At 51.1% G+C, this 20530-nt stretch carries 17 protein-coding genes; 2 read left to right on the top strand and 15 right to left on the bottom strand.

Features of this window, described 5'->3' with window-relative positions:
• Nucleotides 1-188: 188 nt before the first annotated feature.
• The 11 genes from KO087_RS00740 to KO087_RS00690 form a co-directional block, all read right to left on the bottom strand.
• Entirely contained in the window at nucleotides 189-1193 is a 1005-nt protein-coding gene (locus KO087_RS00740; RefSeq protein WP_215506708.1) for an electron transfer flavoprotein subunit alpha/FixB family protein, read from the bottom strand.
• Between the two features lie 13 nt (nucleotides 1194-1206).
• The gene (locus KO087_RS00735) at nucleotides 1207-2001 is read right to left on the bottom strand and encodes an electron transfer flavoprotein subunit beta/FixA family protein (protein ID WP_215506706.1); all 795 of its coding nucleotides are present in this window, start codon (nucleotides 1999-2001) and stop codon (nucleotides 1207-1209) included.
• A gap of 19 nt (nucleotides 2002-2020) precedes the next feature.
• Nucleotides 2021-3160, bottom strand: a complete 1140-nt coding sequence (locus tag KO087_RS00730) for an acyl-CoA dehydrogenase family protein (RefSeq protein WP_215506704.1) — start codon at nucleotides 3158-3160, stop codon at nucleotides 2021-2023.
• A gap of 281 nt (nucleotides 3161-3441) precedes the next feature.
• On the bottom strand, nucleotides 3442-4629 hold the full coding sequence (locus KO087_RS00725; RefSeq protein ID WP_215506702.1) for a pyridoxal phosphate-dependent aminotransferase: 1188 nt from the start codon (nucleotides 4627-4629) through the stop codon (nucleotides 3442-3444).
• Between the two features lie 44 nt (nucleotides 4630-4673).
• Nucleotides 4674-6044 (bottom strand): branched-chain amino acid transport system II carrier protein, encoded by a 1371-nt coding sequence (gene brnQ, locus KO087_RS00720; protein ID WP_215506700.1) that lies wholly within the window; start codon nucleotides 6042-6044, stop codon nucleotides 4674-4676.
• 51 nt (nucleotides 6045-6095) lie between these two features.
• Complete coding sequence (locus tag KO087_RS00715) at nucleotides 6096-7085, bottom strand: 2-hydroxyacid dehydrogenase (protein WP_215506698.1); 990 nt, start codon at nucleotides 7083-7085, stop codon at nucleotides 6096-6098.
• 108 nt (nucleotides 7086-7193) lie between these two features.
• Entirely contained in the window at nucleotides 7194-8309 is a 1116-nt protein-coding gene (locus tag KO087_RS00710) for a 2-hydroxyacyl-CoA dehydratase subunit D (protein ID WP_215506696.1), read from the bottom strand.
• Between the two features lie 2 nt (nucleotides 8310-8311).
• Nucleotides 8312-9574, bottom strand: a complete 1263-nt coding sequence (locus KO087_RS00705; RefSeq protein WP_215506694.1) for a 2-hydroxyacyl-CoA dehydratase subunit D — start codon at nucleotides 9572-9574, stop codon at nucleotides 8312-8314.
• Nucleotides 9575-9587: 13 nt separating this feature from the next.
• Entirely contained in the window at nucleotides 9588-10373 is a 786-nt protein-coding gene (locus tag KO087_RS00700; RefSeq protein WP_285814616.1) for an acyl-CoA dehydratase activase, read from the bottom strand.
• A gap of 39 nt (nucleotides 10374-10412) precedes the next feature.
• Nucleotides 10413-11654 carry a CaiB/BaiF CoA transferase family protein gene (locus KO087_RS00695; RefSeq protein WP_215506692.1) on the bottom strand — a complete coding sequence of 414 codons (1242 nt, stop codon included), beginning with the start codon at nucleotides 11652-11654 and terminating at the stop codon, nucleotides 10413-10415.
• 80 nt (nucleotides 11655-11734) lie between these two features.
• Nucleotides 11735-12406, bottom strand: a complete 672-nt coding sequence (locus tag KO087_RS00690; RefSeq protein ID WP_215506690.1) for a GntR family transcriptional regulator — start codon at nucleotides 12404-12406, stop codon at nucleotides 11735-11737.
• 376 nt (nucleotides 12407-12782) lie between these two features.
• Between KO087_RS00690 and KO087_RS00685 the strand changes: the two genes are divergently transcribed.
• Complete coding sequence (locus KO087_RS00685; protein ID WP_215506688.1) at nucleotides 12783-14294, top strand: class I adenylate-forming enzyme family protein; 1512 nt, start codon at nucleotides 12783-12785, stop codon at nucleotides 14292-14294.
• An 84-nt stretch (nucleotides 14295-14378) separates the two neighbouring features.
• On the opposite strand, the gene KO087_RS00680 is transcribed toward KO087_RS00685, so the two are convergent.
• From KO087_RS00680 to KO087_RS00665, 4 genes are all read right to left on the bottom strand, one after another.
• Nucleotides 14379-15926 (bottom strand): acyl CoA:acetate/3-ketoacid CoA transferase, encoded by a 1548-nt coding sequence (locus tag KO087_RS00680; RefSeq protein WP_215506685.1) that lies wholly within the window; start codon nucleotides 15924-15926, stop codon nucleotides 14379-14381.
• Nucleotides 15927-16014: 88 nt separating this feature from the next.
• Complete coding sequence (locus tag KO087_RS00675) at nucleotides 16015-17124, bottom strand: copper amine oxidase N-terminal domain-containing protein (protein WP_215506683.1); 1110 nt, start codon at nucleotides 17122-17124, stop codon at nucleotides 16015-16017.
• 105 nt (nucleotides 17125-17229) lie between these two features.
• Nucleotides 17230-18066, bottom strand: a complete 837-nt coding sequence (locus KO087_RS00670; protein ID WP_215506681.1) for a YjjW family glycine radical enzyme activase — start codon at nucleotides 18064-18066, stop codon at nucleotides 17230-17232.
• A complete protein-coding gene (locus KO087_RS00665; protein ID WP_215506679.1) occupies nucleotides 18066-19601 on the bottom strand; it encodes a YjjI family glycine radical enzyme in 1536 nt (511 codons plus the stop codon). The genes KO087_RS00670 and KO087_RS00665 overlap by 1 nt, the downstream gene beginning before the upstream one ends.
• A 101-nt stretch (nucleotides 19602-19702) precedes the next feature.
• On the opposite strand from KO087_RS00665, the gene KO087_RS00660 reads away from it, so the two are divergent.
• On the top strand, nucleotides 19703-20311 hold the full coding sequence (locus tag KO087_RS00660) for a Crp/Fnr family transcriptional regulator (RefSeq protein WP_215506677.1): 609 nt from the start codon (nucleotides 19703-19705) through the stop codon (nucleotides 20309-20311).
• The last annotated feature ends 219 nt before the right edge of the window (nucleotides 20312-20530 follow it).

Below are 20530 nucleotides of genomic sequence, written 5' to 3'. Positions count from 1 at the left end.
AGCTTCTTCCCGGCCCTAAGCTCTTCCTGTGCTAAACTTTTTTCCGGTACGAAGCTTTTTTTCGGTGCGAAGTTTTTTCTAAATCATGGTGTCGCCTTCCTGCCGCGAAACCGCCACACCCCCGGCGAGACCGGGGGTTTTTCATGCAAAAAAAGACCTCCCGCAGGAGGCCTTTTCGAAACCGGCGATTAGAGTTGTTCGCTCAGTTCTCTTTCTTTTTTGATGAGTTCTTCAAGCTTCGGTACGATGGCGTTTAAGTCGCCGACGACGCCGAGGTCGGCTACGTCGAAGATCGGTGCGCCTTCGTCTTTATTTACGGCGATGATCAGGTCGGATTCTTCCATACCTGCCAAGTGTTGGATGGCGCCGGAAATACCTAATGCCAGGTACAATTCGGGACGTACGGTTTTACCGGTCTGTCCGACTTGTTGGGATTTTTCGATCCAGCCGGAGTCGACAGCGGCTCTGGAGGAAGAAATTTCAGCACCCAGTTCGTGTGCCAGGCCGTCTAAGGCGTCGAAGCCTTCGGGACCGCCTAAGCCGCGACCGCCGGATACGAGGATGTTGGCTTCAGTGATGTCTTTTTTCTTGTTTTCGATTTTCAAGACTTCTTTTAAGCGAACAACGGGTTCGGCGTGGCTGAATTCGAATTTGTCTTCGATGATTTCGCCGTCGTCGGTTTGTACTTCAACGCTGGGCATAACGCCGGGGCGTACGGTAGCCATTTGAGGACGGAAGTCTTCGCAGACGATGGTAGCCATTAAGTTACCGCCGAATGCGGGACGGGTCATGCGAAGGAGTTTGCTTTCCGGGTCGATTTCCAGTTTCGTACAGTCGGCGGTCAAACCGGTGTGTACGCGGGCAGCCAAGTTCGGAGCCAAGTCACGGCCGATGGAGGTTGCGCCGAAGAGCACGATTTCGGGTTCGTATTTTTTGATGATGCCGTATACCATGTCGGCATAGTCTTCGCTTAAATATTCTTTTAAGCGGGGATCTTCAACAACGACGGCTTTGTCTGCGCCGTGGCGGAAGAGGATTTCAGCTTCGCCCTTGACGTTTTCGCCAATGAGCATACCGACAACTTTTTGACCTAAATCGTCGGCCAATTCGCGGGCCTTGCCCAGGAGTTCGATACCGACTTTTTCAAGTTTGTTGTCTCTTTGTTCGATAAATACGTATATATCTTTACTCATGTGGTTCTCCCCCTTAAATGATGTATTTTTCTTTAAGTTTTGCGAGAATAGCTTGTGCAGCTTCGTCAGCGGTTAAGTCTGTAAGCAATACGCCTGCTGCCTTACCTTGTTTCGGGAAGGATTGTTTAACGCGGGTCGGAGAACCTTTCAGACCGATGTTGGACAGGTCGAGTTTGTCTTCGATGTCTTTTAAACCCCAAACGGTAATGGGTTTTTCTTCCGCTTCGTAGATGCCGCGAATGGTCATGTAACGGGGTTGAGCACATTCAGCCAAGGTGGTAATCAACAAAGGCATGTCGGCTTCGAGGATGTGGTAACGATCTTCGAATTGACGTTTAACGATGACTTTGCCGTTTTCAACTTTTACATCTTCCGCATAGGAAATGGCGGGGATGTTCAGGTGTCTTGCAATTTGGGGACCGACTTGTGCCGTGTCGCCGTCGATGGCTTGACGACCTGCGATAACTAAATCGTAGTCGATGTGTTCGATGGCTGCGGTAATGGTACAGGATGTTGCCCAGGTGTCGGCGCCGCCGAATGCGCGGTCACTGACTAAGATGGCTTCGTCTGCGCCCATGGCGAGGGCTTCGCGAAGTGCGTATTCTGCTTGGTTCGGGCCCATGGAAAGTGCGTAAACTTTGACGTTTTCCGGATCTTGGTCCTTAATGCGCAAAGCGACTTCCAAACCGGATAAGTCGTCCGGGTTGATGATGCTGGGGACACCTTCACGGATCAAGGTGTTGGTTTTGGGATCCAAGCGTACTTCCGTTGTGTCAGGTACTTGTTTAATACATACCACTATATTCATGATAACCTCCTGTATGCTCTTATTTCAAAAGTTGGCTGCCGATAACGAGGAGTTGAACTTCGCTGGTACCTTCGTAAATCGACGTAATCCGCGCGTCTCTGTAAAGACGTTCGATCTTGTAGTCTTTGATGTAGCCGTAACCGCCGTGTACTTGAAGGGCGTCGTAGACGATTTCGTTGCAAGTTTCAGAGCAGAAGTATTTAGCCATGGAGCAAATCTTCGATGCGTCTTCGCCGCGGTCTTTTGCTGCAGCTGCTTCGTAAACGAGGAGTTTGGCGGCTTCTAATTTAGCGGCCATTCTTGCGATCTTGAAGCTGATGCCTTGGAATTTAGCAATGGGTTGACCGAATTGAACACGTTCTTTAGCGAATTTAACGGCTTCGTCTAAAGCAGCTTGAGCAACACCGATGGCTTGGGCGGCGATACCGATACGGCCGACGTCCAAGGTCTTCATGGCGTTGGTGAAGCCTTTGCCTTCTTTACCTAACATGTTTTCTTTCGGTACGCGGACGTTTTCGAGTACGATGTCCGAGGTGGGGCAGCCGATGATACCCATTTTTTCTTCGGGCTTACCGAAGGATACGCCTTCGCTCTTTAAGTCGACGATAAATGCGGTGATGCCGGCACTGCCTTTGGCCTTCATGTCGGTCTTGGCATAGATAATGCTGTAATCGGCAATGGGCGCGCCGGTAATAAAGGTCTTGCGACCGTTAAGGATCCATTCGTCTCCGTCCAATACGGCGGTGGTTTTGGTGCCGCCGGCATCGGAACCTGCGCCCGGTTCGGTTAAGCCGAAGCAGAACATGAGCTCGCCGGTAGCGATTTTGCTTAAGTATTTTTCTTTTTGTTCGGGGGTACCGCTTAATTGAATCGGTGCGCCGCAAAGGGAGTTGGGGCTCGATACAAATACGGAAGCTACAGCGCTTTTCTTTGCGATTTCTTCCATAACGGTAACGTAGGCTACGTGGTCGCCGCCGGCGCCGCCTAATTCTCTGGGAACTTTAATGCCGAAGAATCCGGCTTTACCCATTTTGCGAACGACGTCCAGGTCCAAACAGCCGGTTTCTTCAGCTGCATCCAAAACGTCATCGGTTAATTCCTGTTCAGCAAATTTAATTGCCAAATCCCGAATGAGTTTGTGCTCTTGCGTAAATTCCATGTTTTCCTCCTAATTTTTCTGCACTGTACTCATATGTACAGCCTGCGTTTGTCGAATTGGTAGGGACGTTTTCCCGGCACCCGGCAAATTCCGTTTTTTGCTTTATGCCGCGTCTTTTACCAACTAAATAAGATTTGGTCACAGGGAAGGAAATGAAAACCTTCTTGTATACCAGTATACCTCATATGCATAAACATCACAAGAAAAAAAAGCAAATTTCCAGGCTTCGTTTCCGAAGCCCGGATTTGCTTTTTTCAGATGTTTTGCCTACACCATAGGGTTTAGCGATAGTATTTGTCCATCATTTCTTTGAAGATGGGCAGGGATTTTTCGCAGGTTTCCGTGTCGACACAGTAGCTCAAGCGCATGAATGCCTTGGAGCCGAAGCCGGTGCCGGGAACGACGAGCATATCGTATTCTTTTGCACGATCGGAGAAGGTTTCGCTGTCTCCGTCCGGCGATTTAATGAACAGATAGAATGCGCCTGCCGGTTTTGCTACGACATAGCCCATTTCGGTTAAGCCGTCGAATAAGAGGTCTCTGTTTTTCTTGTAAACTTCGACATCGGCATCGACATCGACGCAGCGTTCGATGACTTTTTGCATCAAAGTCGGTGCACAGACGTAACCTAACGCACGGCCTGCGCCGCCGATAGCGGGCATAAGGTCTTTGTCTTCAACTTTTCCGGGAACGAGGATGTAGCCGATACGTTCGCCGGGTAAGGACAAGGATTTAGACCAGCTGTAGCAAACGACGGTGTTGTCGTAAATGCTGGGTACCCAAGCGACTTCCACGCCGTCGACGAGGACGAGTTCGCGGTAGGGTTCGTCACTTAAGATATAGATGGGGCGGCCGAACTCTTTGCTCTTCTTTTCGAGCATGGCTGCCAATTCTTCCAATGCTTCCTTGGAATAGATAACGCCTGCCGGGTTGTTCGGCGTGTTGATTAAGACGGCACGGGTGTTTTTCGTAATGGCCTTTTCGACGTCTTCGGTATGCAGTTGCATGTCGTCACGGGGATCGACGAGAACCATTTTTCCGCCTTGGGATTCGATAAAGACGGTGTATTCGGGGAAGAAGGGTGCGAGAACGACGACTTCATCGGTGGGTTCTTCGATCAATGCTGCCAATGCAATGTTTAAGGAAGCAGCGGCACCACAGGTCATGTAGAGGTTGTCTGCGGTGTAGTCGGTGCCGAAGCGTTTGTTTAAGTTGTCGGCGATGGCTTTTCTCGTGGATTCCAAACCGTTACCGGCGGAGTAGCTGTGAACCGCTTGGGGCGCTTCGTTTTGGATGATGTCCAAAATTGCTTCTTTTACTTCCTTCGGTGCGGGAACGCTGGGGTTACCGATAGAGAAGTTCAAGACGTTTTCGGGACCGACGATTTTTGCACGTTCTGCGCCAAAACCGGCCAATTCACGGATAACGGATTTTTGTTTACCCAGAGAGGTCATAATTTTATTTGCCATATAAAACTCCTTTTTTTAATTTTGCTTTTAAGTGACAGGGTGGATTATGCGTTTTCCAACGCTTTGCGTTTTTCTTCGCGGATGGCTTGTTCGCGATAGGTGTCTTCGCGGGTACCGCCAAAGCCGGTTGCCTTGCCGATGAAGCCGCCGATCACCGCACAGATAATGGCGGGGACGATCCATTCAAAGGCGAAGTTAGCCAAGGGTAAGGTGTTGATTTTTTCAACGAGGCTACCCAAAGCATTGCCGCCGTTCATTTGAGAGAACAGGTTGATGGCTTCGATGACGCCGATAGCGCCTGCGCCGAGTACGCCGCCGATGAAGACGCCGTTGTACTTGATTTGGAAATCAAAGATCGATGCGAGGATCAAGAAGATAACGATGGGGAATACAGCCGTGAGTACGGGAACGGCGATTTTGATGATGCCTTCGACGCCGATTAAGGAGATAGCGAAAGCGATGACGTCAGCCACAATAACGATGTGTTTGTATTGTAATTTGCCGTCGGTAACATCTTCGAAGAAGTTCCCGCAGGTAGAGGTCAAACCGGTGGAGGTGGTGAGGCAAGCCAGTGCAACACCTAAACCTAAGAGGAATTTACCTACGCCGCCTAATAAGGTTTCGACGGTGCCAAGTAAGATGGCGGTACGGTCCATATCCGGTGTGAACATAGAGCTGACGGTACTTCCGACGTAAACGAGGGAGCCGTAGACGAGGGCCAAGCAGATAAAGGCGATGATACCGATTTGGATGCTTGCTTTAACTTGGCTCTTGTCGTCGGTGTAGCCGCGGCGGATCAAGTCGGTTAAGACGATACCACTCATGAGGGATGCCCCAAGGGCGTCCATGGTTTGGTAACCTTCTTTAAAACTCATTTTGAAGAGTTCCGGGGTGTCGGTAGTAATGGCTGCTGCCGGCGGGTTGGCAATGGCTACGGCGGTAATAACCGCGAGGATGATTAACAGGCCCGGTGTGAGGAATTGGCCGATGTAGTCCAATACCTTGCCGGGGTTAAGAACCAGGTACAGGGTCAAGCCGAAGAAGACGACGGAAGTGACCAACGGGGGTACGCTGGGAAGGTTCGGTGCAATAAACATTTCGTGGGTCGTGGCACCGGTTCTGGGAACGGCGAAGAACGGCCCGATGATTAAAATACAGATAGCCGAAATAACAGCCGAGAATTTCCAACCGACGCGCTTTCCGAGGTCGATGGCCCGTCCGCCTAAACGTGCGGTGACGATAACGCCGAGTACGGGAAGAACCGGGTCAGAGAGAAGGAAGCCGAGTGCGGCGGTGAACCAACGGTCACCGGCTTCTACGCCCAGGTAGGGCGGGAAGATCATGTTACCTGCGCCAAAGAAGATGGCAAATAGTGCAAAACCACAGACGATTATGTCTTTTCTTTTAATTTCCATAAGCACTCCTTAGCCCTTTCGGGCTTCTGTGTTCGTAGCCTGAATTTACGATTACAGACCGTTTACGATGTTGATGGGCTTTTCGCCTTTTTCGATTCTTGCCATGTTGTCGTAGGACCATTGGCTCATACGCATGAAAGAATCATCGGTGGTACCGGCAATGTGGGGCGTAATGGAGAAACGAGCCAAGCCGGTTTCATTTAAGTGGAACAAGGGATCGTCCGCTGTCGGCGGTTCCGGTGCGATAACGTCGATGGCAGCGAAGATCTTGCCTGCGTTTAATGCTTCAGCAACATCGGCATTGTTCATTAAGTCGCCGCGAGCAACGTTTACGATAATTGCGTCTTGTTTCATCTTTGCGATGGCTTCTTTATTGATCATGCCGCGCGTGGAATCCAATACCGGTACGTGGTAGGAGATGATGTCGCATTTTTCGTAGATTTCGTCGAGGCTTAGGTATTCGACGTCGTATTCTTTTTCGAATTCTTCTTGACGGAAGACGTCATAGTAGTACATTTTGCAGCCGAATGGTTTTAATAATTTAACTGCTTCGTGACCGATGGCACCGAGGCCGACGAGACCGACGACGCGGGAACCCATTTCAACTTGTCCCTTTTCGGTAAATTCTTTGTAGCTTTCTTTGAAGCCTTCAGCGCCTTTTAATTTAATCTTCATGTCTGCTTCGGGCATTCTGCGAAGGCTGGTGAGCATGTGGCCGATGGCCAATTCAGCGACGGGGCGAGCGTTAACGCCGCGGTTGTTACATACGTAGATGCCTTTTGCCTTAGCAGCTTCTAAGTCGATCTTGTCGAAGCCGACGCCTAAGGATTGGATCAATTTGACGTTTTCCAATTTGTCGATGACTTCTTTTCTGAAGAAATCGACGGGACCGCAGTGGATGACGTCAGCGTCTTTACATTGTTCCGCTAATTCTTCGTCGGAGCAGGGATAATTAATGTACTTGTAGTCCCAGTCTGCCGGTCTTTCCACGCCGAATTTTTCAACGTAGTTTTTGTTACAGGTACTTCTGATTTTTAACATTGTTTCCTCCTTCTTCTTGGGTGTGAAATAGTTTTCCTACCGTTCAGCCGAAACCCCCTCTCGGGGGCGGCTAAACAAATTTATATACACGGGACACCGGTATACAGCTTAGATAATGTCTGCAAAAGTTTGAAGTGCCGTCTTCGCTTGTTCGAAGCTGACCATTTGTTGATCCACTTCGATCATGTTCATGGGAATACCTTCGGCTTGCAAGTCTTTGCGGACGATGGGGAAGTCGAACTCGTCGGTGTCGCTGAACTTGGTCAGGAGATAGACAACGCCGTTTGCACCGTGTTTTTTGACCTTTTCCGCGATAATGGGGCCTCTGAGTTTCTTTTCGTCGAAGACGAAGGTGTTGCCTTCGATATTGGCAAATACTTCGGCCAAGGCGCGAACCGGGTTGCCGGTCTTTTCTTTTGCCGAGGCTTCGTATTGATTGGATTCGTGGATGACGTTGTCGTCAACGATGCCGAAGCCGAATTCTTCGAAGATCTTTAAGATGTCTTCCGAGTTGGCGATGATGCCGGTGGTGACGATTTTTTTGCCTTTAAATTCTTCTTCGGGCATGGCGCGAAGTGCTTCGTTAATGGCTTTTACCTTTTCGAGGTGTTCGTCCTTGGCATAAACATAGGCACTGGAGAATACGCGATTACGCAACAGCGGCGTAATGGTGTTTAAGTGCTTGGCAGCCAATTCGTTGAATTCCAACATGGCTTTTCTGTGTTCGTTGTAAAGCACGATGGCTTCTTCGATTTTTTCGTCGGCAATTTTTTCACCGGCGATTTTTTCCAATGCATCTTTGAAGTGCAGGAATTGTTTTTCGTTGAAGACGATGCCGGCTTCGATCTTACGGTTTTGGCCGTAGGGGATGTAGAGCATGGGCACGTCGATGGCGCGTTTCCAGTTTTGGCTGAGGCCCTTTAAGCCGTCGCTTAAGTTGGTAATGACCATGCCGGAGAGTTTGTCCAGCTTGCCTTCCAAGCCTAAGTCCATGGTTCTCAGGATCACCGAGGCGTAGAATGCGGGGAAGTATTCCTTGCTTTCTACGACTTCGCCTTTGGCGCCCCAAATGGTAATGGGGACCATGCCTGCGGCGTGGATAATTTCTTCCGGAACAACGCCCGGTGCCGAAATACCGATGACTTTCTTGCCTTCGTTTACATAGCGATCGATCCCTTTCAGGGCATCAATTTCTAAGGATTGAATTAAATCTACCGCGCTCATCCTTATGCCTCCTTCGATTTCTTTTGCTTGTTCGCTTCCATAACTTCGATCAGCCCTTGGACACGGGTGTCATATTGGGCCTCGGAGAAGTTTCTCGGGTCTGCTTGGTCGCCGTCGAAGGTCGCCGTGGGAAGGCCGGTCTTTTCTCTGAAGTCTCTTTCCATTTGATAGGAAATGGCACTCCATTGTTTGCAGGAGCGGTTGATGTGAACGAGCATGCCGTCAACGTTGTTTTGCTCTGCGAGCTTCAGACGCATATCTAAGGCGCGTTCGTAGCTGATGGCATTGGGGGTGCCGCAGTAAGCTTGCATTAATTCCCTGGTGTTGTCATAGACGTAACCGAATGCGTCGGCATAAACGGTACCGACGACGTTGACGCCGGCGCCTTGAAGGCCCTTGTAGGTGTGGCGCAGGTGCGGCCAGCAAGCGATACCTTCGAAGATGATGCGGTATTTTTCTTCGCCCTTGAAGCCGGAGACGCCGTCTTTGACTTTTTGGTCGAATTCTTCAGCCAAGCGTTCGAAAGCGATGGCGGATTCCAATTTACCTCTTGCACAAACGGCAACGGCCATGTGGTTGAAAATGTCGAAACCGTTGAAGGGCGAGGGGGTGTATTTGGAATAAGCCGTGGCGTCGAGCCATCCTCTACCGGTTCTGTCGGAGATTTCCATGACTTCTTCGAATTTTTCTTGATCCCATTTCTTGCCGGAAATTTCTTCCAGTTGTTTAATGGCGACGTCGAATTGTCCCTTTAAATAAGCGACGCGGTCTTCGCCGGCTTCGTATTCGTTGTTGTAGGGAACGTCGATCATGATAAAGGGAATGTCCAGGTCTCTTGCCAGGTTTTCATACCATTTGATCATGCAGTTACAGATGTTGTTGCAGCAAGCGACAAAGTCGGGTTGCGGCATGTTCAATTCGGGAATGTCCGTTTCTTCTGTGTAGGCCATGGAAATTCTGGCGTAAGCACAGATGTCGTTGGAATAGCCTTCGTCTTCGGCAACATTACACATGCGTTCCCCGCCGCCTTTGGCTGCAACAGCCGCTGCGTGGTTTTCCGGATATACGACCTTAATGTCTAAGGTTTCCAGAATTTCTTGGGGGAAGTTCGATGCACACCAGCCCACCGGTTCGCCGGCGGCCTTGGCTTCTGCTGCTTCCTTGTAGCCGTTGCCGGCGATCATGGCGATCATTTTTGCCGGCGGAACGTCTTTATACTGTTCTCTGATTTGCGCTTCTCTTTCTTTTAACGATTCTTTAGACATACTCCATCCTTCCTTAATCCTTCTGTTGACAAGCTTCATAGGCGTAAAGTGCTGCGCCTAATGCACCTGCCAGTTGCGAATCTTCTGAAACTTTAATTTCGCAGTCCAATTCGTCTTCCAATGCGCGTACGATGCCGGGATTTCTCGAGACGCCGCCGGTCATGACCACCGGTTGTTTTAAACCGACTCTGCGTGCCAGACCTGCCACTTTCGTCGCCACGGAGGCGTGAATCCCGCGAACGATGTTGGGAATGGGATTGTCTTTTGCCAGGGCGGAGATAACTTCCGATTCCGCAAACACCGTGCAGGTGGAGCTGATCGACGCTTTGGCCGTGGCTTCGGCATCGAGCTTTCCTAAATCGTCGATGTGCACGTCCAGGACGCGGGCCATGACTTCCAGGAAGCGGCCGGTCCCTGCGGCACATTTGTCGTTCATGAGGAAGTTTTGCAGCATCCCGTCTCTGACGGCCAAGGCCTTAATGTCTTGGCCGCCAATGTCTACAATGGTGCCGATGTCGCCAAACAGGAAGACGCCGCCTTTGGCGTGGCAGGACAACTCACTCATGGTCTTGTCCGCCCCTTTAAAGGAGTTGCGTCCGTAACCTGTGGCTACGAGGTAATCGATGTCTTCTCTCTTGAGGCCCGTCTCGGCGACAACCTTGTCGATGACTTGTTGTGCACCGGTGGTGCCTGCGCCTAAACTGACCACTTCTTTTGCCAAAACATCTTTTCCGTTCTTCAAAATCACTGCTTTTGAAGAAGTGGAGCCGATGTCGATGCCCATGGTTATAATGTCCACTTTCCCATCCTTCTAATTTCTTAGTATCGTTCGTTCAGCTTATTTATCCCATTCGTAAGCAATTTTGCTTTCGATGAGTTCCTTGATCTTGGCGTCGTCGTAGCCCAGTTCTTTTAAGACTTCTACGGTGTGTTCGCCAATGAGGGGGCCTTTTTCGTAAGGCGTTTTACCCATTTCGTGGTAACGAACCGGTTGGTTAACGAGAATGCGTTCGCCGCTGGGGTATTCCATCTTGCGGAAGCAGTCGTTGGCCCAAGCTTGTTCGTCTTCCAGGAGTTCTTCCCAGTTCTTTGCCAATGCGAAGGGAATGTCCGCTTCAACTAAGATTTCGTTCCATTCGGCGATGGTCTTGGTTTCGAAGCGTTCCATAATGGCGTCGTAAAGCTTCGGTCCTAAGCCGTTTTCGATTAAGTTTTGTACGGGGAAGTACTTGTCTTTGTCGTCGCCTAAGAATTCCGTGAGGCCCAATGCCGTCATGAAGCGTTCGAAATAGGTATTGTAGTCGGGCATACAGGTTTGTACGTAGCGACCTTCTTTACTCTTCCAGCAAGCCAGGAAGGGGTTCGGGGAATTGCGAATGTCGATGGGGTATTTTTCGCCGTAGTCGGTGTATTGAGCAGCTTGAACCATCATACCCATGTTGAAGATGGCGGTTTCGAACAAGCTGGTTTCAACTTTTTCGCCCTTGCCCGTCACTTTTGCATGATAGAGGGCTGCCAAGATACCGGCTGCTAAGTTCATGCCGACATTGTGGTCGCCGACGCCGGGTACGACGTTCATGGGGACATCGGATTTTTGTCTCAATGTTTCCAAATAGCCGCCACGTGCGAAGAAAGAGGTAAAGTCAAAACCGGGAAGGTCTTTGTCCGGGCCGTATTCGCCGTAGCCGGTGCAAATACCGTAAACGAGTTTCGGGTATTTTACCTTTAAGGTTTCGTAATCCAAGCCGGATTTAACCAAGGCTTTGGTACGCCAGTTGGTAATTAAGATATCGGCTTCGTCTAATAATTTGAAGAGGATTTCTTTTCCTTCTTCCGTACGGGTGTCGATAGAGAGGCAGCGTTTGTTGCCGTTTTCCAATTCCCAAGTGGTATTTTCGTGCATATCCAAGGGTCTGCCTTCAGAAGGGGCAGTGTAGCGAAGGGGGTCGCCGTTTTTTTGTTCGATTTTAACGACGTCTGCGCCTAAGTCTGCTAAGAACCGACCGGTTGTAGCCGCTGCAATAAATGTGGCCAGTTCAACAACCTTTACACCTTCTAAAAGTTTTCTGCTTTCTGTCATCTGATCCTTCCTTTCAAGTCCTTCGGGACTAAACATCCCCATAACCTTGACAAAATTACTACTTAACAATCTTAACGATCCTAAACCTTTTCAAAATAACTTGAAAATTTCGGATCGCTGAGAACCAATTCGTGGACCGTGTTAATGTGCACGTCCGTGGCATCCAGCGCTTCGTTTAAATTCCGCGCTTCGATAGCCCTTAAAATGCGGTGGTGTTGATCCACCAAGATCGACAGGGACACGCCGCTGTCGACGTAAATATTGCGCCATCGGGCAATATGAAGAAGGTGATCGTCCAATAAGTGCAGCACGTCTTGCGAGTCGTTGGCGCCTAAGATAAAGTTGTGAAACTCTTCGTCCAGAAGGCGGAAGCGCTCGACGTATTTTGTTTCGCCGACAAAACGCCTCTGTTCTTCCAAATTGGCCTCCATCTTCCCGTAAATGTCTGATTTATCAACGGGACACTTCATAAAACCGCGTAAAACTTCTTTTTCTACTGCCGCCCGTATAAACAGGGCTTTGCGTATGTAGACCGGGTTTACCAAGCTTACGTAGGTGCCGCGTTGCGGGTAGACGACTAAAAATTTTAATTGTACCAAGCGCGCAAATGCGCTCCGAACTACCGACCGAGACACATCGAATTGACGGCTGATAGCGTTTTCGCTGATGCCCATACCCGGATACAGCGTCAGGTCGATGATCTGGTCCAGAAGTGCCTGATACAGGGTGTCCGAGTTGGTCCTGCTTTCCATACACGTCTCCTTCTTGTCTACTAGTCTACTATGTCATAAAAACAATTGCAAGTTGTTTTTATATTGTGTAATAATCCAACTTCCATATTCGAATCTATTCTATCACACTTCGCAAAAGCCGTGTTTAACCTGTTTTTTCTTTTCCGACTTTTTTCCAATGAAATTGCATCGCCACGGGCAATTTTTGCAATAGTTTTCCCGTTCTCGCCTTAAAAAATTCATCCCCCGAGATTTTCTACGGTATTTATCTGCTTTTTTCTGTTTTTTCTCTTGATAAAAATTTCATTTGTAGTAAAGTATTACTTGTATACAAGCATTTATAGCCCACGCATTGAAAAAGATAACGCTTTCTGCAGCGAAAACATAGGAGGTCACCATGGACTATAACAAGACCCTCGGGCACATGCCTTTTTTGTGGCATGAGATGTATCCCGAACGCGTCGCCATTATACATAAGGAGAAGGAGTACACCTATAGGGATTTACACCATATTTCTCTGTCTTTCGCCGCGTACTTCGCCACCTCGGGCATCAAGCGAGGCGATCACGTGCTTATTATGGGCAAAAATTCGGCAGACTGGATTTTCACCTTTTTCGGTTTGCAAATGCTCGGTGCCGTCACCGTGCCGGTGAACCCTTCTTTTACGACCTCTGAAATCGCACAAATCATGGACATAGTCGGCGCCAAAACCGTGGTGACCAACGGCCAGCAGGATTATGCCCAACACATTCGCGACCTCTACAAAATCAACAAGGATTTCCACGTCCTCTACACCAACGAAGGCTACAATTATTCCCACTTGCTGAGTTTGGAGCTTGCCGATAATCCCACGGAAGTGGCGTGCATTCTCCTCACCTCCGGCACCACCGGCGTGCCCAAGGGGGTGCAGCTCACTCACAGAAACCTTATTTCCAATGCCGATACCATGGTAAAAGTCGTCGGTTGGGACGAAACGGATCGCTTCTTGCTCTGCGTACCCATGTTCCACTGCTTCGGCCTGTCGGCCACGGCTTTGTGCGCCTTTATGTGCGGCGGCTCCGTGGTGATCTTGGATAATGTGAAGTCCTACAATCAATTGGCCTCCATCGGTCGCTACAAGATCACGGTCTTTAACGGCGTGCCCACCCTCTTTATCGTGGCCATGCGCCACAACAATTTGGAGGACTACGACCTCTCCTCCTTAAAGAGCGGCATTATCGCCGGCTCGCCTTTGACGCCGCATGAATATGAAACCATCAAATCGGCCTTCGGCTTCGAGCATTTGATTCAGTCCTACGGCCAGACGGAGACCTCCCCCGCCGTTACCCTGGTGCGCCCCGGCGAAAGCGAAGAAATTGCCTCCACCAGCGTGGGCACCCCCATCGACGGCGTGGAAGTGGCCATTGTGGACAACAACCACAAGGAACTGCCTCCCAATTATCCCGGCAATATTTACGTTCGCGGCATCAATGTCATGGTCGGCTACATTAACGGCAAAAACCGCTACACGGAAAAAGACTGGCTCTGCACCGGGGATGTGGGCTACAAAGACGAAGCGGGCCACCTTTATATTTCCGGCCGCACCAAGGACATTATTATTCGCGGCGGCGAAAACATCTCCGCCATTGAAATCGAAAATGTGGTGAAGGAACTGGACTTTATCGATCAGGCCCGGGTACTGGCGACGCGGGACGCTTTTATGGGCGAAGAAGCCTGCCTCCACATCTCCCTGTTGGAAAAAATGGACGAAGACGAGGTCAAGGACACGATTCGCAGATACATCAACCGCAAATTGGTGAAGTACAAGGTGCCGAAATACATCGTGATTCACGACGCCCTGCCCACCAACGGCACGGGAAAAATCGACGACAAGGCCCTTATCGCCTACATGAAAGACCATTTGAACTAATAATCGGACCGCTTCGGCGGTCTTTTTTTATTGCACATTTGCGAGGCGGGTTTTCGCCCGCAAAAAAAGGACGGTTCCCCGTCCTTAAGCCAAGTGCATTTTTTCCGGCGCGAAGATCCGCGGATCCATTTCCTTCACATCCGCCGCCACTTTCGGCGGAAAGGCCATGTGGGCCGCAATGTCTTTCTCGATGTCCACCCCCGGCGCCACTTCCGTAATGAGGAAGCCTTCTTCCGTAAGCTTCATGACGCAGCGGTCCGTAATAAAGGTGATGTCATGGCCCTGTTCCAAGGCGTAGGCGCCGTTAAAGGTTCTTTGGGGCAGGGCGTCGATAAATTTCATGCGACTGCCCTCTTTGTCGATGACGAGCTTGCCCCCTTCCACGTGTTCTACCAGGCCCCCCGTGGTAAGGGTGCCTACGAAGAAAATCCGCTTCGTGGCTTGGGAGATGTCGATGAAGCCGCCGCAGCCGGCGAAGCGCCCGCCGAAGCTGGACACATTAATGTCGCCTTTTCCGTTCACTTCCGCAAAGCCCAAAAAGGCCACGTCCAATCCGCCGCCGTTGTAAAAATCAAATTGCTGACTCATGGGCATGACGGCGTGGGCATTTAAGGCCGATCCGAAATTCGCCCCGCCCAGGGGCACGCCGCCGATAATGCCGCATTCCAAGGTGAGGGTGATGGAATCGCTCAGGCCCTCTTCCGCCGCCACGTGGCCCACGGCCTCGGGCATGCCGTAGCCTAAATTCACCACATCCCCCGGGCGAATCTCCATGGCCGCCCGGCGGGCGATGATCTTCCGCTCGTCCAAAGGCGCGTCCTTCACCTTGGCCACGGGCCGCTTCGTGTGCCCGGCGATGGCCGGATCGTAATATTCGGCCACGGTCTGGCGGTGGGTCTTTTCAGGCTCTGTGGCCACTACCACATAGTCCACGAAAATCCCGGGAATCACCACGCGGTTGCGATCCAGGGATTTGCTGTCCGCCGTGTACTTCACCTGCACGATGACCTTGCCGCCGCAGGCCTTGGCCGCCATGGCGATTTCACGGGCATCGACGATCCCCGATTCCTCTTCCATAGTAATGTTGCCTTGCTCGTCGGCGGTGGTGCCCCGAATAATGGCTACGTCCACAGGCTGGGCCTTGTAGTACAAATACTCTTCTCCGCCTAAGGTGACGACTTCCACCAAATCTTCCGTGGTGATGTTCGTGAGCTTGCCGCCCCCTTCCCTCGGATCCACGAAGGTGTGAAGGCCGATGGTGGTGAGCACGCCCTTTTGCCCTGCCGAGAGAGCCCGATACATTTTCGACAGCACCCCTTGGGGGAAATTATAGGCCTCGATTTCGTGCTTGGACGCCTGTTCCGCCAAGCGGCGATTGCGAGCGAAGTGCCCCGTTAAATAGCGGCGCACCATGCCCCGGTGAGAGATCTCCATAATCCCCTCGTCGCCGTTGTTTCCCGTGCCCGCCGCCTGAAGCAAGGTCATGTTCCGGGGATGGCCCTCCTCCAAAAAGCGATTGCCGATCTCCCGCAAAAGCTCGCTGGGCGTCGTGGCCAACAAAAAGCCCGATACGGCCAAAGTGTCTCCGTCCTTAATCAGTCGCGCCGCTTGTCGCGCATCGATTCTCTCCATTCCTTCGTCCTCCTTTATCTAGTCCGTTTCAGTGTATCTTAGGAAAAAATAGAAGTCAAACAAAAAAGGAGCCCCTCGGCTCCTCTTCTTATTTCACGGTCTGGAGAATGTCTCCTGCTTTCCCCACACCTTCTTCGTAGGCTTTTTTCAGAACCGGATCCTTCAGGCTCGGCTTATCCGCCCTGACGAAGATCAGGCTGCCGTCTTTATTGTATCGGAACAGGCGGTAGTCCTCTTCTATTTTCTCCAATTCCTTTTGATTGACCACGCGGAAGGTGCCGATGAGGCCGCTGCCCTTTTTCGCCTTTTCATTGGTCTTTTCAAAGAGCAACACATTTCCGCCGGCTTCTTCCACGCCGATCACGTCTTTGTAGGCCTCGGGAAGCACCATGGACACCTCGCCCACCTTCACGCGGTCGGCTTCCTTAAATACGTCGTTTATTTCCACGGTCTTTAAAATTTCCCGCACCAGTTGATTAGATTTCGTGTAACTGTCACAAAGCTTTTTGTTCCCCGTATCCGCCACCTGCACGTCGCTCGAAAAAGTGAACAGGGTGTAGAAGCAATTGCCCTTAGCCAGAAGAATGGCGGGCACGGGATAGTCGGGATTCGCCGTGTTATAGATTTCGCCGATGCGGCCGTAGCCGTCCTGAGCGTCGTGATTCATTTTGTCGTAAAAGGTCACTTGATTATAAGCGTAAGTAATGGTCAGCTGTTTTTCCCAATCTTTCGGCAGGGAGAAAGTCACATTGCCGTAGGTCACGGTCTTCTCCGGCGTAAAGGCGGGCGCGCTCTTGTACTCGCCGACGACGGCCGCCCGATTGTTTTCGTCCCAAGTGACGGGGAGCTTCATCCCCTCGGCCAAAAAGCGCACGGGCACGTAGGTGCGATCTTTTTCAATAAAGGGGGCCACGTCCATGGTCTTTTTTTCGCCCTTCGCCACATAGTCTTTTTCGCCGACGACCATTTTAACATCGCCGACGGTGACGGTCTTGCTCTTCTTGTCCCAATCTGCTTTCACGCCCATGGCTTCCGTGACGCTTCGCACGGGAAGGAACAGGCGATCCTCCCGCACAATGGGCTGTTCCTTGTAGTCTCTCGCGTCGATCCCGTTAATATAAAGGGTGATGGGTTCAGCGGCAAAGGCCAGGCCGGGAATCATGGCCAGGGCCAGTGCCAAACCGAGTAATTTTTTCATGTTAACCTCCTTTTCTCGATCCTTCTTTCTTTCATTATACCCCCCCCCTATATAAAATCAACACCCTCAATTCACGGCACAAAAAAACCTGCCGAAACAGCAGGTTTAAATATCCACGACTTCATGAAAGCCCAGCTCCTTCGCCAAGGCCAAGAGCTGGTCTTTTTCTTCTCGATCGGGGGCGCGAAGCTCGTCGATGAATTCGCCTCGTACGCCGAAATGGCGATAGCTGATAAGTTTCGCCCGAGTGGTGTGAATCCTTTCGCCCAACACCTTCGCCGCTTCCCGCAGGCTGTGTTCGTTGTCCAAGGTGTCCAGGAGCACGAAGCGCAACTCTTCGATTTTATCCGCTTCGGCGAGATAGGCGAGGTTTTTCTTCACCGGTTCGTTATCCCGGCCCGTAATCCGAAGGTGGTCTTCCTTCTCCCAGGCCTTCACATCCAGCATAACCCCGTCGGAAATCTCGAGGAGGCGGTTTAAATCGCCCTTGGAGAAATCCAGGCCGCCGTTGGAGTCGATAAGGGCCGTGAGGCCTTTTTCTTTCGCCATGTGAAAGAGGGGGATCAGCTCCTTCGCCTGCAAGGTGGATTCGCCGCCGCTCACGGAAATCCCTTCGATAAAGGGCATGGCCTTTTCGATTTCCGCCATTAAATCCGCGGCGCTCATGGCCCGCACCTTCGGCGAGGCCCCGTGGGTGCAGGTGGCGATGCACTTGTCGCAGTCCACGCATTTTACGGGATCCCACACCACTTTTCCACCCGCGAAAGAAAGGGCATCCGCAGGGCAAGTGGCCACGCAGTCGCCGCAGTGGATGCAGCGGTGAATGGTCTCGGGATTGTGGCAGTATTTGCAATTGAAATTGCATCCCTGGAGGAAAATAGCAAAGCGATTCCCCGGACCGTCCACGACGCTCATGGGAATCAGCTTGTTGACGAGAAGCATTAAACCCCTTCCACCTTCCGGTCCAAAATGCCGTATTTTGTCAGGGGATCGGCGGCGTATTGCACCGTGTCGTAGGACACTTGCTTGCCCGCCTTAAAGGCTTCCACGTCGGATTTCTTCACGAGGTAGCCCGTGACACGGATCAGATCCCCGTCGTCGTTGTAAGCGGAAAGGTAGCGGTTCCCCAGCTTAAAGCCGCCCTTAAACACATCCAGCACCGCCTTCGGGTTTCTCTTTGCCGTTTCGTCGAAGGGGAAGTGATCGCCGACACCGGAGGGGAAGTATTTTTGGAACTTCGCCGCTTGGCGAATGTGGGTATAAAGATCCGGCTCTTGGCCGATGGGAATGCGGTGGGCCGCCGTGGTGCCTTCGTCGTTGGCAGCACCCACTTGGGCGTGCAGCATAAAGCGGTGGTTCCACACCGGGCTGTAGGCCGATTCAAATTGGCCGACCCGCTCTTGAATAAAGTCCATGACGCGAATGCCCATGGCATCCGCCGCCTCGTCCGTGCCATACTTGCCTTCCACGCCGTCAAGCTTCAGAAGCGCTTCCGTGCATTCCGCCAGGCCCACCATGCCGAAGAGGCCGACGAAATTGTTTATATCGATGAAATCTTCCTTTACGAGGAAATTGGATTCAAAGAAAGCCGTTTCTTCCACCAAATAGCGAATCTTCGATTCCATAAAGTGGAGCATGGTGTCGATGGCGTGAGGTAGATTCTTTTCGAAGAAGGATTCCACGCTGTCGGCGCCCAAGGCGATTTTGTTCAAACGCAGGCGGCTCAAAGTAAAGGCGCCGCCGTGTTTCGGCAGGGCATTGTAGCAGGAAGCGATGCCGTAGGGGACCTCGCCGAAATCGGCGCTGTAATAAGCGTCGTTGGCGAAGGCCGGATTGGCGCAGGTCAAGCTGCAGGCCAGTGCCTTTTCAGCGAAAGTATCCGGCGTCTTTTCTTCGTCGTAAAGAAGGGTCATGTTCGGCGTCACGATTTGCAGCTCTTCCAAAAGTTCCAGCAGCAGATTCCCCGTCTTCGTTTCGTAGGGGCCGATGTTGGCGTGGCAGAACGAGTCGTCCACCGTGCGGTCCAGCTGCATTAAAAAGCTCTTTAAAATCGCCCGTGCGTCGTCTTCGCTCGTCTTTTCAACAAAGGGCTCGAGGAGATCGTCCAATGCGCCGATGTAGACCGGGAAGCGGGTGATGCTCGGGACGTGGTGATACATAATCAAAAGGGCCGTCGTGGCTTCGATGAGCGTCTTCGGCGGTTCGATGCGCAAAAATTCACTGCCTTCTTTCAAAAACTTTTCGTAATCGGGCAAAATGTAGCGCGGCGCATAGGGGGCGTGGCCTTCGTCTAAATCGCAAATTTCCCCCTTGGCGTAGAGGTCGTAAAAGGCGTCGTCATCGGCCACGGGATAATCCAAACTGTTTTCCGCAAGCTTTGCCAGGCGGAAAGTTTGTTGCTCGTAAGTTTGCGCCGTGTCCTTTTGCACGTCCCGCACCGCTTGATGAAATTCGTCCATGGTGAAAAAGCGTTCCATAATAGCCTCCTGTCTCAAATAACGTCCCTTTTTTCTTAACTACAGTGTATACTTATTTGTAAGAAAAAAAGATGCCACTTGGCACCTTTTAGGAGGAAAGTATGAATTTTCAAGAACTTTTTCAGAGGCTAAACGCCCCGGCCATCGCCTTTCGTCCGGGGGATGTGCTTATGTACCCCGACAGCGCCGAATTTTCCATTCTGCTTTTGGAATCCGGCACCGTGGAAGTGTCCCGCTACGCCCAAGACGGGAGTCGCATCCTGCAAAGCTTTATGACCGCCCCCCAATGCCTGGGCCTCATCGAAAGCCTCACCGAAAGCCCCGTCCTCTCCGGCGTAAAAGCCGTTACCGCCGGGCGCTACTACAGCCTGAGCCTAAAAGATCCCCTCTTTCAAAAGCCCGAGGTCCTCATGCTCCTCTTGCGCTACCTGGCGAGCCTCAGCGAAGAAACCATGCGGCAAAACGCCGAGGAGAAACACCTGTCGAAAAAAGACCGCCTCGCCTACGCCATCTATAAAAACACCAAAGCCCCCTTCCCCGCCACCTTGCCCCTGAAGCGAGAAGACCTGGCCGATCTCTTGGCCATCCCAAAAAGGAGCTTGTATCGGTATTTAAATGAACTGGAGGAGGAAGGGTGTGTGTTTAGAAAAAACGGAAAAATTTTTGTCGGCGAGGAAGAGCACAAGAGACTGGGAAGTAAGATGCGGTGATTTTATTCGAGCATGACCTGGCCTTGGTTTCAGATCCATGATTAACAAATATTAAGGCACGAAAGTTGATTGAAAATCATTTGTTCAACCAATTTGAAAATTACTTCTTAAATTAAATCACCAAAAAATAATAAGAAGAGCCTAGTTTTCACTAAACTCCCCAATCATTGATGTAGAACCAAAAGAACCTGTTACACAGCGTAACAGGTTCTTTCTTTC

The sequence above is a fragment of the Peptoniphilus rachelemmaiella genome (assembly GCF_943169845.1).
In the GTDB taxonomy this organism is placed as follows: domain Bacteria; phylum Bacillota; class Clostridia; order Tissierellales; family Peptoniphilaceae; genus Aedoeadaptatus; species Aedoeadaptatus rachelemmaiella.
Note: the sequence above shows the minus strand (reverse complement) of the source record. Positions and strands in the feature narration are given on the sequence as shown.

What these genes read in the sequence shown, in the direction of transcription:
- KO087_RS00680 (WP_215506685.1), bottom strand. Translation starts at nt 15,926, where the DNA reads ATGGAGAGAATCGATGCGCGACAAGCGGCGCGACTGATTAAGGACGGA.
- KO087_RS00705 (WP_215506694.1), bottom strand. Translation starts at nt 9,574, where the DNA reads ATGTCTAAAGAATCGTTAAAAGAAAGAGAAGCGCAAATCAGAGAACAG.
- KO087_RS00695 (WP_215506692.1), bottom strand. Translation starts at nt 11,654, where the DNA reads ATGACAGAAAGCAGAAAACTTTTAGAAGGTGTAAAGGTTGTTGAACTG.
- KO087_RS00685 (WP_215506688.1), top strand. Translation starts at nt 12,783, where the DNA reads ATGGACTATAACAAGACCCTCGGGCACATGCCTTTTTTGTGGCATGAG.
- KO087_RS00740 (WP_215506708.1), bottom strand. Translation starts at nt 1,193, where the DNA reads ATGAGTAAAGATATATACGTATTTATCGAACAAAGAGACAACAAACTT.
- KO087_RS00690 (WP_215506690.1), bottom strand. Translation starts at nt 12,406, where the DNA reads ATGGAAAGCAGGACCAACTCGGACACCCTGTATCAGGCACTTCTGGAC.
- KO087_RS00710 (WP_215506696.1), bottom strand. Translation starts at nt 8,309, where the DNA reads ATGAGCGCGGTAGATTTAATTCAATCCTTAGAAATTGATGCCCTGAAA.
- brnQ (WP_215506700.1), bottom strand. Translation starts at nt 6,044, where the DNA reads ATGGAAATTAAAAGAAAAGACATAATCGTCTGTGGTTTTGCACTATTT.
- KO087_RS00660 (WP_215506677.1), top strand. Translation starts at nt 19,703, where the DNA reads ATGAATTTTCAAGAACTTTTTCAGAGGCTAAACGCCCCGGCCATCGCC.
- KO087_RS00675 (WP_215506683.1), bottom strand. Translation starts at nt 17,124, where the DNA reads ATGAAAAAATTACTCGGTTTGGCACTGGCCCTGGCCATGATTCCCGGC.
- KO087_RS00735 (WP_215506706.1), bottom strand. Translation starts at nt 2,001, where the DNA reads ATGAATATAGTGGTATGTATTAAACAAGTACCTGACACAACGGAAGTA.
- KO087_RS00725 (WP_215506702.1), bottom strand. Translation starts at nt 4,629, where the DNA reads ATGGCAAATAAAATTATGACCTCTCTGGGTAAACAAAAATCCGTTATC.
- KO087_RS00730 (WP_215506704.1), bottom strand. Translation starts at nt 3,160, where the DNA reads ATGGAATTTACGCAAGAGCACAAACTCATTCGGGATTTGGCAATTAAA.
- KO087_RS00665 (WP_215506679.1), bottom strand. Translation starts at nt 19,601, where the DNA reads ATGGAACGCTTTTTCACCATGGACGAATTTCATCAAGCGGTGCGGGAC.
- KO087_RS00715 (WP_215506698.1), bottom strand. Translation starts at nt 7,085, where the DNA reads ATGTTAAAAATCAGAAGTACCTGTAACAAAAACTACGTTGAAAAATTC.
- KO087_RS00670 (WP_215506681.1), bottom strand. Translation starts at nt 18,066, where the DNA reads ATGCTTCTCGTCAACAAGCTGATTCCCATGAGCGTCGTGGACGGTCCG.